A 16,274-nucleotide genomic window follows, 5' to 3' on the forward strand; every position below is an offset into this window, starting at 1 on the left:
CTGACAAATAAGGTCTTTTTTTTCACTTGCTTATTATATGGTTCATATATGCCACCTTTACATCCTGGCGTTTCCGGCGGCTTATGGGCAGCTGGGAACCATCCGTCATGCGGAATGCCTCCGATTCCATATCCTCCACATAGTCCATATTGAGAATCATCCGATGGTGGCATTCCAAAAAACGCTCATCCTTCATCAGAATATCACATATCTCCCCATAGGACATGGATGATACCAGAACACCATTGACCAAATGAAAATTAATGTTATGGGAATCAAATACATCAATGTAAATTATATCACTATAGGAAATATCTACAGGAGCTCCGTTGACCTTTAAAGATATACCGCCCTGCTTCTGCAGCAATTTAGGAAAAATAAAGTCAAAGGTATTGGCAAACTCTTCCTCATGCTCTGCCAATGGCTTTATAAAATAGCCTACAGCAAACACCCGATACCCCTCAAGAATATATTCATCACTGGAGGTCAAAAATATGATGCTGACCTCGCTGTCATACTCACGAATCCTCTTGGCGGTTTCCAGGCCGGTTATTCCCGTCATATAAATGTCCAAAATAACTAAATCAAAGGCACCCTTATCATACTTTTCCAGCAGCTCCTCACCACTGGACAAGGTTACAATATTGATATGCGGCTCCTCCTGAGGATAGTGCTGGTGAATAAAATTCTGACAATAATTCAGGACTATTTCCCGATCCAAATCATCATCATCTATAATAGCAATATCCATAACCAACCACCCCTAAAATTTATAACGCCATTGTTCAAATTTTTCTTCTTTCAGAAGAAAAATCTTCCAATTAGCGTTTCAACGAGCTGGGAGATATGCTCGCCAGCTGTTGCAGTTTGTTTTCCCCCACCTAAAGAGGTGGGGGACATCTTAAAGCTCGTTATATATCCCATCCCTTATATTATACAACAAAAAAGAGAGTCCCACAAAATGGGACTCTCTCATTTTTTAAACCTGTAGAACCGGGCAATAAGCCAATATTACAGCTGAGGACCAGCAGCAACAAGAGCCTTACCAGCAGCGTTGCCAGTGTACTTGCCAAAGTTCTTAATGAAGCGGCCAGCCAAATCCTTAGCCTTGGTCTCCCACTCGGAAGCATCAGCGTAAGTATCGCGAGGATCAAGGATCTTAGGATCTACGCCAGGAAGCTCAGTAGGTACCTCGAGGTTGAACATAGGAATCTTCTTGGTAGGAGCAGTCTTGATGTCGCCATTGAGGATAGCATCGATGATACCACGGGTATCCTTAATGGTGATACGCTTGCCAGTACCGTTCCAGCCAGTGTTTACGAGGTAAGCCTTTGCATCGTTAGCATTCATCTTCTTAACGAGTTCCTCACCGTACTTGGTAGGGTGCAGCTCGAGGAATGCCTGACCGAAGCAAGCGGAGAAGGTAGGAGTTGGCTCAGTGATGCCACGCTCGGTACCTGCCAGCTTAGCAGTGAAGCCAGAGAGGAAGTAGTACTGAGTCTGCTCTGGAGTCAGGATGGAAACTGGAGGCAGAACGCCGAATGCATCAGCGGAGAGGAAGATAACGTTCTTAGCTGCAGGAGCAGTAGAACCTTCCTTAATATTCTTAATGTGGTTGATAGGATAAGATACGCGAGTGTTCTCGGTAACGCTCTTATCAGCGAAGTCGATCTTGCCGTTAGCATCAACAGTTACGTTCTCAAGGAGAGCGTTTCTCTTGATAGCGCCATAGATATCAGGCTCGGACTCTGGGTCGAGGTTGATAACCTTTGCATAGCAGCCGCCCTCGAAGTTGAATACGCCGTTGTCGTCCCAACCATGCTCGTCATCACCGATGAGCTTACGCTTAGGGTCGGTGGACAGGGTGGTCTTACCAGTACCAGAGAGACCGAAGAAGATTGCAGTGTTCTCGCCGTTCATGTCGCAGTTAGCGGAACAATGCATGGAAGCGATACCCTTCAGAGGGAGGAAGTAGTTCATCATGGAGAACATACCCTTCTTCATCTCGCCGCCGTACCAAGTGTTGATGATAACCTGCTCCTTGGAAGTGGTGTTGAAAGCTACGCAGGTCTCGGAGTTCAGGCCGAGCTCCTTGTAGTTGGTAACCTTAGCCTTGGAAGCATTGTATACTACGAAGTCTGGCTCAAAGTTCTCCAGCTCCTCGGCAGTAGGCTGGATAAACATGTTGGTTACAAAGTGAGCCTGCCATGCAACCTCAACGATGAAACGAACTGCCATACGGGTATCTTTATTTGCACCGCAGAAAGCATCAACAACATAGAGCTTCTTGTTGCAGAGCTCTTTCTTAGCGATGTCCTTAACAGTCGCCCATACGTCCTCAGACATAGGATGGTTATCATTCTTGTACTCGTCAGAAGTCCACCATACGTTATCCTTGGAATTAGCGTCCATAACGATGTACTTATCCTTAGGAGAACGGCCAGTGTAAACACCGGTCATAACGTTTACAGCACCGAGCTCAGTTTCCTGACCTACATCGTAACCCTCAAGACCAGCCTTAGTCTCCTCTTCAAACAGTACCTCATAGGATGGATTGTGAACAATTTCAGTAGTACCAGTGATACCATACTTAGTCAAGTCAACAGTTGCCATTTTGCTATCTACCTCTTTCTTTTACTATTCTGCCACAACGACCTGCTACTCCTCTGAACCAAAAGGCCCAGGACTCAAATCAAATCATTTATGGCATTTATGATTAAATAACCACTTTCCACTTAGTGGAAAATCCTTTTTGTATTTTATACGTTTTAGGGCAATTTGTCAAAAATTGTTAATTATTATTTTATGATAAAAATCAGTTATAGTCCTTATTACTTTATCTTATTTAAGGCAAATTCTGATACACTTTTAGGCATTTTATCCTTCTCTACCACATTTTTGTGGGAAACTATAGCTGTTTTTAACTTAGCCAATCCATTAGGGATGGCAAAGCTGTTTATTTCTGCCAGTTCATCAAGTAATTGGAACTCATCCTTGCCCTCAATATCCTTACCAAGGGCAGTCAGTACACTCTCGTTAAATTTATATGGACTGGCGGTAGATACTACTATTGTATTCTTTTGGTCAGCCTGCTTGCAGAAGGCATTCCAGGCCACCGCAGTATGTGGATCCGGGATATATTTCTCACTATTATATTCCTTAGATATCATACCTTTTGTAGCTGTATCATCTGACCAATCTGCACTGAATATTGCCTTAATTTTATTGAGAACCTCTGCTCCCACATCATATCTTCCGGTTTCAGCCAGCTCCTTCATCCAGCCGGCTACCTTGCTTGTATCCCCGGTTACATGGTACAGCAGACGCTCCAAATTGCTGGAAATCAATATATCCATGGATGGGCTGATGGTCTTGTAGAATTCACGGTTTCGGTCGTAAACGCCGGTATTAAGGAAATCTGTCAATACATTATTGGTATTGGAAGCACAAATCAGCTTCTTCACTGGCAGACCCATGGATTTGGCATAGAAGCCCGCCAGAATATTGCCGAAATTACCGGTTGGAACGATGAAGCTCACCTCATCACCAGCCTTGATGCGGCCTGCCTTCAGCATATCTGCATAGGCACTGAAGTAATAAACTATCTGTGGTACCAGGCGGCCCCAGTTAATGGAGTTGGCTGAGGACAGGGACACATTCTTTTCCTTAAGCTCTTCATTAAAGGCCTTGTCGCTGAAAATGGCCTTTACACCGCTCTGGGCATCATCGAAATTACCCTTTACAGCAGTAACAGCCACATTGCCTCCCTCCTGGGTCACCATCTGCAGGCGCTGAATACGGCTGACACCATTATCAGGATAAAAAACCATAATCTTGGTCTGATCTACGTCCTTAAAGCCCTCCAAGGCAGCTTTACCGGTGTCACCGGAGGTGGCTACCAATATAAGAACCTCATTCTTCTCCCCGGTTTTCTTCAAGGCAGTGGACAGCAGCTGAGGCAAAAGCTGTAAAGCCATATCCTTAAAGGCACTGGTTGGACCATGCCAAAGCTCCAGCACTGACACATCCTTCAGGAGATTTAAAGGAGCAATGGCTTCATCATCGAATTTGCCGTTGCCATAAGCCCGGTTTACGCAGCCCTCAATTTCCTCCTGTGTATAGTCTGTCAAAAACTGACTCAATACCTTTACGGCTCTTTCCTGATAGGAAAGGCTCCGTAGCCCCTCAATAAAAGCCATATCCACCTTTGGCATGGAATCCGGCACAAACAGGCCGCCATCATCGGCCAGGCCCTTAATAATAGCCTCTGCGGAGGTCAAATTCTGCTGATTTCCTCTTGTACTGATATATTTCATCACTTTCACCCCTGTAAAATATTATCTGATTAATTTTGCCACAGTGGCATTGACCGCCTTTATCAAGTCATCCGGTGACAGCAGCAGCTGCTGCCCCCTGATTCCGGCACTGATGGCAATTGTATCAAAGTTCCCCGAGGAATCATCCAGATAAACCGGATAATTTTTCTTGGCTCCCAGAGGAGAGCAACCACCCCGTATATAACCAGTAAGCCCCAGCACTTCCTTCAGGGCAACCATTTCAACACTTTTGTTGCCTGAGGCTTTGGCTAGGGCTTTAAAATCCAGTTCACCATCCCCAGGTATGCAGGCCATCAGGACACCATTTTTGTCACCACGACAAACCAGTGTCTTGAACACCATCTTTACATCCATACCTGTGGAGGCTGCAACATGAATCGCACTCAAGTCATCCAAATCCACCTCATAAGTCTTTATATCATAAGGTATCTTCAGATTATCCAATATGCGTGCTGCATTTGTCTTTTTAATTTTCATAACTGAATACTCCTGTCCCATAATATCTCGAAACACTTCATAAGTATATCACAAGACATTTGTATTGTACATACAGACTTTTATTGCCAAATCTTAACGATTTATGCACTAATTGCCATTAGTTTTCCTTCCTGCTTATAACGCCATTGTTCAAATTTTTCCGCAAGGAAAAATATTCCAATTAGCGTTTCAACGAGGTGGGGACGTCTTCTCCTCGTTATAAACTGATACCTCCGGCAGATTTTCCGCCCTGACAGGACTGAAATCCATTCCCACCTCAGCATCAGCACCAGGATAATTTGCAGCCCTTACAGCGGCATCGTCATTATTCCGCATTGCTCTTACGCCACGGGCCCTGACCTCCTCGGAAGGCCCAATAATCTTGGCAATCTCGGCCTTATTTTCCTCCCAACGCTTGTTGGACTCGGACACCTGCTCATTTATTCTGGTGGCCATGGCCTCAAAGTTCGGCTCACGGCGCTTCTTGACCTTGATACCCTGCTTTTTCCGTTCCTCATCACGCTTCATCAGCTCTTCCTGAAGCTTCTTGTAGTCTTCCACCTTTTCCTGATGATTTACACTGGCATAATAGTCATCCATCATATCATAGAAAATGGACTTGCGCTGGTCAAGGAGGCTTTCCAGATGCTTGCCTGCCACCGGAACCTTAAGCTCGTCAAGGCCCTCACAGGATTCCTTCATTATCTTCTCAGCCTCAATAATCCAGTCCTTGTTGATTTCCGGCATCTTCTTCTTAAGCTCGGCAAATTTATCCTCAGTATTCTTAAGGTTGGTGCGGACCTTGTCCACATAGCGCTTCATGTCACGCTCATTCTGCTTTATCAGGGCATCCACAAACTCGGCATAATTTAAAATATCATAAATCTGCCAGGTTTCATCCTCCATCTGCCGCATCTTGAATTTCAATACAAAGCTGTCACCATAATTTGGCTCAAATACCCTGACCGCCACCGTGGCAGTTGGAGGGCCGGCCGGTTCTGCTTCCTCGTCCCCTTCTTCCAGTTCAATAACAGGATCCTTGGAAACATACTCCACCTTTCTGACAAACATGGTACGCAGGCCAATCTTGTCCTGGAATGCGGTAGCCTGGGAAACATCCTCTTCCTTTGGCCACTTTTCATTGGTCACAAAATAAAGAATATCCTCCTTGGTTTGCTGCACCAGGCTGCCATCCAAAATCATCTGCTTGTCCGGGCTGTCCATCTCAATCAAATTGCTGAGGTCGTTGGCGCCCTTGTTCAAAAGAGCATCCAAATCCACGTATTTCTGAAACTCCTCAGCATTGTGATTATGCACAGCTGACTGCAATGCATTCATTGAATATGCAGGTGTATGAACATAATACAGGAAATAAAACGCTGCTGCAGCGCCTGCCAGTAATATCTCCAAAAATATGCCAATAATTAAGGCACCCTTATAATTCATATATCCACCACTTCTTCCAATCCATTAATAGTGATAATATGAAAAGCAAATCCTTTGCTTTCCCACCATTAGCTAAATATATTGTAACACACTTTAATATTTTCTTAAATGGAACTACAAAATTAGGTATATATATGAAATATTTGCTCAAAATCTGAAAATTCCTGCTTTTTATATAACAATTTATCTACTATAATAAGATTATCGGAGTATAAAATAAATTTATATAAAGGAGTGTGAGGTTTTAATGAAAATTGCTGTAGCGCAGCTTCGTGTGATTCCTGGTCATCCTGACGAGAACACCAAGAAAATGCTGGAAATGATTCGGGATGCCAAGAAAAATTCTGCCCACCTTATTGTATTCCCTGAAATGTCCATCCCGGGCTATCTGCTGGGAGATACCTGGGAGCAGACCGCTTTCATCAAGGATTGTGAGGAATGTGGCCAGGATATTATCGAAGCCTCCAAGGACATCGCCATCATTTTCGGAAATGTTGCTGTGGATTGGAACAAGAAGAACACTGATGGCCGTCCAAGAAAATTCAATGCTCTCTTTACTGCCCATCACGGCAAGCTGGTGGCACCGGACAATATGCCATATCCGTTTGTTATCAAAACCCTGATGCCAAACTATCGGGAATTTGATGACACCCGCCATTTCTACAGTCTGAAGCAGCTGGCAGAAGAAAAGAATGTTAATGTAAATGATCTTATCTCTCCTGTTCGCCTGGAGATAAATGGTAAGATGTATTCCATTGGCGGCTTCCTCTGCGAGGACGGCTGGAGTGACAATTACAACTACGCCCCTATTGATTTTCTTGAGGAAAAGGGCGTAGATTTTTTTGTGAACATTTCTTCCTCACCTTACACTCTTGGCAAAAACAGAAAACGCCATGCCATCTTTGGACAGCAGGCCAAGGAAAATGGTGCCCCACTGATCTATGTCAATAACACCGGCACTCAGAATAACGGCAAGACAGTCTATACCTTCGACGGTTCCAGTACGATATACAGCAGCAAAGGTTATGCAGTGGATCGTATGGACAAATATGTCGAAGGTATTCATTATGTTGAGCTGGAAAATATTGACACCATGCCGGAAATCAAAAAAGAACCAAAACCGGAAATTGCCAATATTTTTGGTTCCCTTTCCTATGCAGTTAAGTCCTTCCTGGATGATATCCATATGAAAAAGGTGGTTATCGGCGTATCAGGCGGTATCGATTCGGCAGTAGCAGCTGCCCTTTATACCAATATTTTAGGCCCGGAAAATGTGCTGCTGGTCAATATGCCTAGCGTATATAACTCCGAAACCACCAAGGGACTGGCCCAACAGCTGGCGGAAAATCTGGGCTGTCATTATATGATAATGCCAATTCAGGATTCCGTGGATCACACCATTAAACAGCTTGAAACCATTCCGGTTACCTTTATGAAGGATAAATCCACCCAGACCCTGCAGGTTAGCTCCTTTGTGGCAGAAAATATTCAGGCCCGGGACAGAAGTGCCAGAATTTTGGCCGGCATCGCTGCAGCCTTCGGCGGTGGCTTCACCTGCAATGCCAACAAGGCAGAAACTACCGTGGGCTACTCCACCTTGTACGGTGACCAGTCCGGCTTCTTATGTGCCCTGGCTGACCTGTGGAAATTCCAGATTTATGAGCTGGCCCGCTACATGAATAAGGAAGTATATGGCCGCGAGGTTGTGCCTCAGGCCACCATTGATATTGTGCCAAGTGCCGAGCTGTCCACTGCCCAAAATGTAGATGAGGGCAAGGGAGATCCTATTAAATATCCTTACCATGATTATCTGTTCCGCAGCTTCATTGAGCGGTGGGAAAAGGCCACTCCGGCTGATATTCTCCGCTGGTATCGTGATGGCATGCTGGAGGAAAAAATTGGCTGTGAAAAGGGTATTGTAAAGAAAATCTTCCCTACCCACAAAGAATTCATTGAAGATTTGGAGCGCTGGTGGACGCAGTTCACCGGCATGGCAGTAGCCAAGCGTATTCAGGCCCCACCAATTGTGGCCGTCAGCCGCCGGGCCTATGGCTTTGACCATCGTGAAGCCCAGAACGGCGTATACTTTACCAGACAGTATCGCCGTATCAAGGAAGAATTATTGAAATAAGACCTTTAAATATGTATATCCTATAATAATTAAACGCACTGACAGCTGATTCAGCCGCCAGTGCGTTTCCTTTTTTCAATAATATAATTTTGTCCGATTATTATGGCATTCTAACCATGTCTGCATCAATTTCAGCCAGGGAGAAGGCACCGCACATGCTCATGGTATCCTCCAGCTCGCCCTTTATCTTGTTAACGTATGCTGCCACGCCTTCCTCACCGCCACCATAAACAGCAGTAACAAATGGACGGGCAATGATAACAGCATCAGCGCCCATGGCCAATGCCTTAAATACATCAGTACCAGTACGGATACCACCATCCACCAGTATTTTCACTCCGGAGCCCTTAAGGGCTGCCACGATTTCCGGCAATACCTCGGCTGTGGCAGGACACTGGTCAAGTACACGGCCACCATGGTTGGATACTACAATACCGTCCGCTCCGGCCTCCTTGGCCTTCAGGGCCCCCTTAACTGTCATGATACCCTTCACGATAAATGGGCGTCCTGCTGCCTCCACGATGGCCTTTAACTCAGCAACACTCTTGGAGCCTGCCGGCGGATTCATACCCTTGAGGAACGGCAGCCCCGCAGCGTCCACATCCATTGCCACGGCAAAGGCATTGGACTCCTTCACCAGGGCCATTTTTTCCTTGATGGTATCAATATTCCATGGCTTAACCGTTGGCACTGCCAGACCATTGTTGGCGGCAATTGCCTTGGTGGCAGCCTGCATTACCCCGGCATCCACGCCGTCACCGGTAAAGGCAGCAATGCCATTTTCCGCACAGGCCTTTACCAGCACCTCATTGTAGCTTACATCATTATATTTATCGCTGTAATGAAGCGTAACAGCACCTACAGGACCGGCAAAGAACGGTGCCTTGAAGGTCTTGCCAAACAGGCTAAGGCTGGTATCCACCGGCCTTCCTTCACATAGGGTATCCATATTTACACGGATTTCCTGCCATTTATCATAGTTGCGGATAGCTGTATCACCTACACCCTTGGAACCCGGCCCAGGCATAACATTTCTACAGGCCCGGCCATTGCAGACAGGACAGGCACGGCACTTATCCCCGATGCACTCCTTGGCCTTGGAAATAACCTCTGAATAATTCATAGCGAACCTCCTTACACTACACAAAAATAATTAATTATATTATAATTTATTCGTACCTATAATATAAAGGAAAAAATACTTAATTTTTAAATAATTGCGACAATTTCAAGGAGCTTCAAATGAAAATTAATGATAATAATGATATTCCACAGGCTGAACCACAGACCCAGCACAAGCGGCGGGTACGCTACAGTGGCAAATATCCCAAAAAGTTCAGCGAGAAATACAAGGAGCTGAATCCGGAAAAATACGGTGACCAGATAAAGCACATTATGGCCAAGGGCAATACTCCTGCGGGCATGCATATTCCCATTATGGTTAAGGAAATCCTGGATGTGCTGAAAATTAAGCCGGGGGAACAGGGCTTTGATGGTACCCTGGGCTATGGCGGACATACCAGGGCCATGCTGGAGCAGCTGCAGGGGCAGGGTCACCTCTACAGTGGTGATATAGACAGCATTGAAGAAGCCAAGACAGAAGCCCGGCTCCGCAAGGCTGGCTTTGGTGAGGATATTTGGACTCCAAGGCTTATGAATTTCTGCGAAATAGACAAGCTGGCCCAGGAGGTGGGCGGCTTTGACTTTGTACTGGCGGATTTGGGTGTATCCTCCATGCAGATTGACAATCCGGAACGGGGCTTTACCTACAAGGCAGATGGTCCCCTTGACCTGCGCCTTGATTCCAAATCCGGCATTTCAGCTGCCCAGCGTCTGAAGGAAGTTGACCGTGATGAGCTGGCCGGCATGCTGATGGAAAACTCCGATGAGCCCTATGCTGAGGAAATAGCCCGACAGATCTGCAATGACCTTAAGCGTGGTATCAAAATCGAGACCACAGTGGCCCTTCACGAGGAAATCATAAAAGCCCTGCAAAAGGTAAAGCTGGCCAAGGAAGATAGGGAAATGGCCATCAAAAAGTCCAGTGCCAGAGTTTTTCAGGCCCTTCGCATTGATGTAAACCGTGAATTTGAAGTGCTTTATGAGTTTATGGAAAAGCTCCCCGATGCTCTCCGTGACGGTGGCCGGGCAGCAATTCTTACCTTCCATTCCGGTGAGGACCGCATCGTAAAGAAGGCCTTTCAGGCCTTAAAGCGGGCCGGTGTATACAGTGAAATTGCCACGGAGGTTATCAGACCAAGCAAGGAAGAATGCTATAACAACAGCCGTGCCCACTCCACAAAGCTGCGCTGGGCCATTAAATAAAAATTTCATGCAACACAAAAGGACTGCCACCAAAGGGCAGTCCTTCTTTTATTGCTTCATTGATTATGATTATACTACTGTGCTTCCTCAAGCAGGGTAAGCTGCTCTATTTCCCGGTCATCCATTTCCACTGTAGGCAAATCCGGCAAATCAGTGAGCTCATTCAGGCCAAAGCATTTGAGGAAATTCTCGGTTGTGCCGTAGAGAATCGGACGGCCCAAAACCTCCTTGCGGCCCAGCTCCCGCACCAGCTCCAGTTCAATTAGCTTGGCCAGTACCTTCTCAATATGAACCCCGCGGATATGCTCAATTTCCTGCTTGGTGATAGGCTGCTTAAAGGCAATGATGGACAGGGTTTCCATGGCAGCCGCAGACAGCTTCTTTTCCTTGGTTTCCGTCAGCTTCTCCACATAGGAGAACAGCTCCCGACGGGTTACCAGCTGCCAGCCGCCGGCCACGTGCTGAACCATAAGGCCACTTCCCCGCTCCTCCAGGGATTTGGACAGGGACTCCACCAGCTCGTCCAGATTCTCCATATCAATGCCAAATATTTCCATTAACTGCTGTGCGGACACCGGGTCCCCACTGGCAAACAGTACAGCCTCCAGGGCACCTGTCAGTTCACCCATAAACATTAATTTTCACCAACTCTAACTTGAATAACAATCTCCGAAAATCTGTCCACCTGATAAACCCGTATGCTTTTCAGCTTTATCAGCTCCAGAAGGGCCAAAAAGGTGGTAATCAGCTCGGACCGGTTTCCTGTATGGAAGGCATCCTCAAAGGATATCCTGCCCCCACTTTTATTCAGCAGGGACAACAGCAGCTCCATCTTGTCGGAAATGGTAAATTCCTCCGGTTCCACCAGAGCATCGGGAATTCTCAATTCCTTATGCATGGCCAGAACATTGCTGAAGGCCCGGACCAAATCCTGCATGGACATATTATCCGGTGGCAGATGATGAACCGGCAGCTCCATGGGAGCTCTGGTAACATACTTCTCCTGCATATCCTGCATGTCCAGCAGCACCGTGCTGACTTCCTTGTACCGCCGATACTCCAAAATCCGGTCAATGAGCTCCTGACGAGGGTCAATATCCTCCCCCTCCTCCGTCTCCTTGGTCTTTGGCGGCTTTGGCAGCATCATCCTTGACTTGATTTGCAGCAGGGTAGCCGCCATCAGGAGAAACTCACTGGCAATTTCCAAATTAAACTCACGGAACTGATCCAGATAATCAATGTACTGTTCCGTGAGTTCTGCTATTGGAATATCATATATATCGATTTTGTTTTTATCAATAAGGTGCATCAGAAGCTCCATTGGACCTTCGAAGCTCTCCAGCCTTATTGAATACTTTTCCATAAAGCATTTGTTCCTTTTAAATGTATTTAATCACATACAAATTTATACCACAAATAATACTTTTTTACAATGTTGTGGTTTTAATTACCACATCCTTCTTAAGGTTATCGCCGCCATAATGTCTTTGTCATGGCTGCCCTTCTGCAGGGCCAAATCCCCGGCAAGGGTCCAGCCCGGGGCAAATTCAGCCTCGCCACCAAGGGACATAACAAAATGGGTCTTGTCATTCTGGCCACGAAGCTCGTAGCTGTTGGCAGTATCGCCAACATAACCATAGGTGAGTTTAGGGTCACTGCCCGCAAAGGCGTGCTTTACTCCCAGCCTCATTCCATAGCTGCCATTGCTCAGATAGCGCTTAAATTCAAGGCCGAGTCCCCCGGCGAAATAAGTATTGGACTGGCCGTCCACCCTATGTCCGAAAATGCCGGCCCCCTTCTCCGTGTAGCCATCCTGCCACAGCTGGGAAAGCTGTACATTGGCATAAGGGCTGATATGCCATACCTTCATGTTCTTGGCATTCAAATCGTATTTATATTCGCCCCCCAGCTCCAAAATACGGCTGTTATAATCGGCCTGGGCCTGTAAGCCAAGACCAGTTAAACGACGGGTCAGATCATTATTCTGCCAGCCATAATCCAGATAAACATGAGCATTATGAGGACCATTGCTATAGCCACCATATACACCAAGGCGAGTATCCTTTACATCGTCATGGGATAAATTATCGGCAAAGGAGAAGCTGCCATGGCTGACAAAGATACCAGCACGCCAGTTCTTGCCATAAGCACGGTCCCATCCACCGGCAATAGTAGTTCCCTGATAATAGCTGCTGCCAGTGCCTTCACCCCAATTACGGGCTGTTTTAAACCAAAAATCATTGTCCACCGGCTGATCCAGCTTCATCTTCATAGTAGGATTCTTGCTGGTATCATTTGAATCAAGACCAGCTGATGGAACAGGAACCTCCACATCCTTCTTGGCAAAGGCTTCATTAAGCCGTGAGGAAATAATATGGCTGTTCATGGTATTTCTCTGAATGAGATTCATGGTATTTGGAACAGGGCTGGAGGAAATGGCAGTAAGGGCTTCCTTTGCCTCCTTGTTGTCCATACTATATAGGGTGCGCATTTCTTCCGTCCGTTTATCACCATTGTGATAAAGGTGGTCAAACATGTTACTCATGGCATAATAGGCTTCCATCTGCTGGGGATCAGCCCCTACCAGATTATTGTTGGCATATGCATAAACAATCAGCTTATTCCCTTCCACTGCACCAGTCGTATTTAGCATAGCGGAAAAAGCATAAGGGTTATACTTGTCGTTAGTAATGCTGCCAGATATGGAGCCAGTTGTTTCAAGAACAACGTTTTCCTCACCTGGAAGTGAAGCCTCTGCCAAAACCGTGGAGCCCTCAATATTGGCGTCACCGTCTACAAGAATCTGTCCTTTTGTGCCCCCGTCATAGGCCTGCAGATACCCATCAGAATCCAAATAACCATCAATATTCATAGTGGTATCACCATTTTCTGCCCCAATGGTGCCATGATTGATGAACTTTCCTGTGGTGTCATCTGTATATCCCGTGGCCATTCTCTTGGACATATCATTAACTTGATAAGAGCCACCATATAGCTCCGCACCTTTGGCCACCGTTACATTTACAACATTGGCCTCACCGCTGTAATTAAGAATACCCCCAGCTACATTCATCTTCATATTGTCTTCACCGGTAATATTTCCATTGTAAGTCATATTGTCGTTATTAAAATTTAGATTGGTCACCAGGTCTGGGATATAGTTGAAATAATCGTAGCCATTTTTGCCAGTTTTTCCATTGTACTGAATGCGCAATACATCCCGTTCATCACCATCACTATCATAGACACCTTCACATTCATCTACATCAAACTGCTTCCAGTCAGAAATAATATCTCCATGAATGCTGGCTCCGGAATTAATGTTAATATTTTTTACAAAAGCATTTTTCCCGATATAAATGGCCGCATCGTCGCCCGCCAGTCGGCCAGACAGATTATAATTGTCCACCAGCGGACCATCCAGCTCATCGTTGCTGGCACTATAATTTCTTATACCTATAGAAGTTAAATTAATATTTTTAGCTGACGAAATTGTACCAGCATCTTTCCCACTATCATAGCCATTCACGCTACGTTCATACCTGATGTATGAACCACGATATTCATCGGCGGCACCATTACTGCTAGAGCCAAAATCAAACCGTATACCCACACCACCATCGCCCTTGGCTGTAACCGTGCCAGCCTGCTCCACTGTCTGGTTGCGCCCATAGGCAATCAGGACACCATTGCCCCTCTCACCATCAGCATGAATTTCCGTATCCTTAGGTATTATCAGTGTGTTTGTCATACCATCCACCCGAATGCCAGTGCCTCCTGTGCCACGGGTCAGAATATCGGCTGATTGCGTAACCTTGTTACCATAACCATAAATATGCAAACCAATGCCCAGCGGCACCTCACTATAAGTATTTTCCAAATAAGCAGTACCTGTATTATTACGGGCAAAATACCCCTGAGTATTGTTGATAATTCCTCCGTTACCATAGATGGAACGGCCGAAATACGCCTTGCGGTCCAATTTATATCCCAAATCCTGTATTGCAGCCAATTCTACTTCCAAAAAGCTGGTATAGTTGGTATAGTCGCGATGGCTCATCATGCCGGCAGTCTGAATATGGCCTCCATCAAAGCCCTTGCTTTCCCAACCATTAACCGGCAGAGCACTGCGGCCGAAAAATTTGGCCCCTCCCAGTGCATCCACTACATTTGGACCGGAAAAATAAGCGTATCCCTTGCCGTCAGCTGTAACCTCCTTGTCAACAATGAAGTACCTATTGGCAGGTATATCGGGATTTGCTGCCTGAATTTTGGCAAATTCCTCCGATGTTAAAATCCGCATACCAGCCTTGCCCTTGTTGCCATTCTGGTCCATTAACTGCAGCGACCAGCTAGTTTTATCTGTTAGGCCAGGATGAAAATAGGTTTTTCCATTTATTATGCGCTTCACCTCAGTTATTCCCAGGGCATGTCCCAGCTCGTGACGGAAGGTCCCCACATAGTCAGCTGCCTGCTCATTTGTAGGCAGAACCGTCTCTGCATCCACCCACCAACCATCTATGGCGCCCTTACGGAAGGCACCAAAGGCATACCCGACGGTTATTTCACTAAAACCATAGTTTCCGGCTGGCAGAACCCCAGTCTCGGCATCTTCAATAGTCAGCTCTTCCAGCTTCTCATCATACTGAAGCTGGTGTCGAACAAAGGATTCTGCATTGTAGTAACTATTATAAACTCCATCGGATTTAATATTTGGGGAAACGGCCGAAGCATTTTGAGCATAGTTTGTATGTACAAAAATTTGCCATGGATCAGTATTTTTAGCTCCTTTTTGAAGCATATCTGTCCAATAACGGCTGCTCTGTACCGTGCCCTCTATGAGCTCATCTGACATATTGTACAGTGATGGATCAATTATCCAATAGGACGAATTTCCAATGCCTTGTCCCGATTTCAAAAAATTGATTTCAGCAATATATCTTCCATTATATTCAATATCTCTTGTTGCCAGATAATCCGTATCCTCCGCTTCAGCATAAGGAGTGATGGACATCAGTCCAATAAGTACCGCTGATACCAAGGAACTGTAATATTTTTTACCCATTGTCTTTCGCCACTTTTTCATATAACCACTCCTTACACAAAATAGATTTGACGCTATTATCCCTTAATATACATACGATTGATAGCCTATTTTATTACAACTATTTGAGTGAAGCAATCAAATTCAGATGGAGTTTAAGGCTCCATCTGAATAAATTTTATTAAAAAATTCGTGTGATTAAATATTCGTGAAGGTACAGCCCTTATACAATTTGTTCAGTGCCTTCTTTACGGCTGGCAGCTTATCAGCCTGCAATCCTACATGAGGATGAAACTTGAAGCTCTTGGTGATTCCAAGGCTGGCCGGATTTTTCCCTTCCAGAAGGCCCATGGCCTGTTCCTTCTTTAATTTAATGCTTGATGACAAAATGTCATATTTTCCATCGGCCCGTTTTCTGATGTAGGCATAACCTGCGCCACCAACAACTGCATCAAGCTCCATATCGTCCATTACCTTATGCATTAATTCCATTGTCATGATAAACACTTCCTTT

12 protein-coding genes are annotated in these 16,274 nt (G+C 45.7%); 2 read left to right on the forward strand and 10 right to left on the reverse strand.

The genetic code is table 11. The features are described from left to right. Nucleotides 1-22: 22 nt before the first annotated feature. The 5 genes from D081_RS11870 to D081_RS11890 form a co-directional block, all read right to left on the reverse strand. Complete coding sequence (locus D081_RS11870; RefSeq protein WP_085024376.1) at nucleotides 23-751, reverse strand: LytTR family DNA-binding domain-containing protein; 729 nt, start codon at nucleotides 749-751, stop codon at nucleotides 23-25. Between the two features lie 260 nt (nucleotides 752-1,011). After that, the gene (pckA, locus tag D081_RS11875) at nucleotides 1,012-2,613 is read right to left on the reverse strand and encodes a phosphoenolpyruvate carboxykinase (ATP) (protein WP_085024377.1); all 1,602 of its coding nucleotides are present in this window, start codon (nucleotides 2,611-2,613) and stop codon (nucleotides 1,012-1,014) included. Between the two features lie 218 nt (nucleotides 2,614-2,831). Continuing rightward, nucleotides 2,832-4,316, reverse strand: a complete 1,485-nt coding sequence (gene thrC / locus D081_RS11880) for a threonine synthase (RefSeq protein WP_085024378.1) — start codon at nucleotides 4,314-4,316, stop codon at nucleotides 2,832-2,834. A gap of 21 nt (nucleotides 4,317-4,337) precedes the next feature. Next, nucleotides 4,338-4,814: a Cys-tRNA(Pro) deacylase gene (gene ybaK, locus D081_RS11885; protein ID WP_085024379.1), complete on the reverse strand. Its 477-nt coding sequence runs from the start codon at nucleotides 4,812-4,814 to the stop codon at nucleotides 4,338-4,340. Nucleotides 4,815-5,003: 189 nt separating this feature from the next. Then, nucleotides 5,004-6,260 (reverse strand): DUF2939 domain-containing protein, encoded by a 1,257-nt coding sequence (locus D081_RS11890; RefSeq protein WP_085024380.1) that lies wholly within the window; start codon nucleotides 6,258-6,260, stop codon nucleotides 5,004-5,006. Between the two features lie 247 nt (nucleotides 6,261-6,507). On the opposite strand from D081_RS11890, the gene nadE reads away from it, so the two are divergent. Then, nucleotides 6,508-8,391 (forward strand): NAD(+) synthase, encoded by a 1,884-nt coding sequence (gene nadE / locus D081_RS11895; protein ID WP_085024381.1) that lies wholly within the window; start codon nucleotides 6,508-6,510, stop codon nucleotides 8,389-8,391. A 100-nt stretch (nucleotides 8,392-8,491) separates the two neighbouring features. On the opposite strand, the gene D081_RS11900 is transcribed toward nadE, so the two are convergent. Beyond that, nucleotides 8,492-9,514 carry an alpha-hydroxy-acid oxidizing protein gene (locus D081_RS11900; RefSeq protein ID WP_085024382.1) on the reverse strand — a complete coding sequence of 341 codons (1,023 nt, stop codon included), beginning with the start codon at nucleotides 9,512-9,514 and terminating at the stop codon, nucleotides 8,492-8,494. 119 nt (nucleotides 9,515-9,633) lie between these two features. Here D081_RS11900 and rsmH point away from each other — a divergent pair, with 119 nt between their 5' ends. After that, on the forward strand, nucleotides 9,634-10,716 hold the full coding sequence (rsmH, locus tag D081_RS11905) for a 16S rRNA (cytosine(1402)-N(4))-methyltransferase RsmH (protein WP_085024383.1): 1,083 nt from the start codon (nucleotides 9,634-9,636) through the stop codon (nucleotides 10,714-10,716). A gap of 74 nt (nucleotides 10,717-10,790) precedes the next feature. Here rsmH and scpB read toward each other — a convergent pair whose 3' ends face one another. From scpB to D081_RS11925, 4 genes are all read right to left on the reverse strand, one after another. Further along, nucleotides 10,791-11,351 (reverse strand): SMC-Scp complex subunit ScpB, encoded by a 561-nt coding sequence (gene scpB, locus D081_RS11910; RefSeq protein ID WP_085024384.1) that lies wholly within the window; start codon nucleotides 11,349-11,351, stop codon nucleotides 10,791-10,793. Beyond that, nucleotides 11,351-12,079, reverse strand: coding sequence for a ScpA family protein (locus tag D081_RS11915; RefSeq protein WP_085024385.1), 729 nt, complete (start codon nucleotides 12,077-12,079; stop codon nucleotides 11,351-11,353). Before D081_RS11915 ends, scpB begins: the two co-directional genes overlap by 1 nt. 84 nt (nucleotides 12,080-12,163) lie before the next feature. Further along, nucleotides 12,164-15,802, reverse strand: coding sequence for an autotransporter domain-containing protein (locus D081_RS11920; RefSeq protein ID WP_233127493.1), 3,639 nt, complete (start codon nucleotides 15,800-15,802; stop codon nucleotides 12,164-12,166). Between the two features lie 156 nt (nucleotides 15,803-15,958). After that, nucleotides 15,959-16,258, reverse strand: a complete 300-nt coding sequence (locus D081_RS11925) for a hypothetical protein (protein ID WP_085024386.1) — start codon at nucleotides 16,256-16,258, stop codon at nucleotides 15,959-15,961. Nucleotides 16,259-16,274 lie beyond the last annotated feature (16 nt).

Source organism: Anaerovibrio sp. JC8 (genome assembly GCF_002100115.1).
Classification (GTDB): domain Bacteria; phylum Bacillota; class Negativicutes; order Selenomonadales; family Selenomonadaceae; genus Anaerovibrio.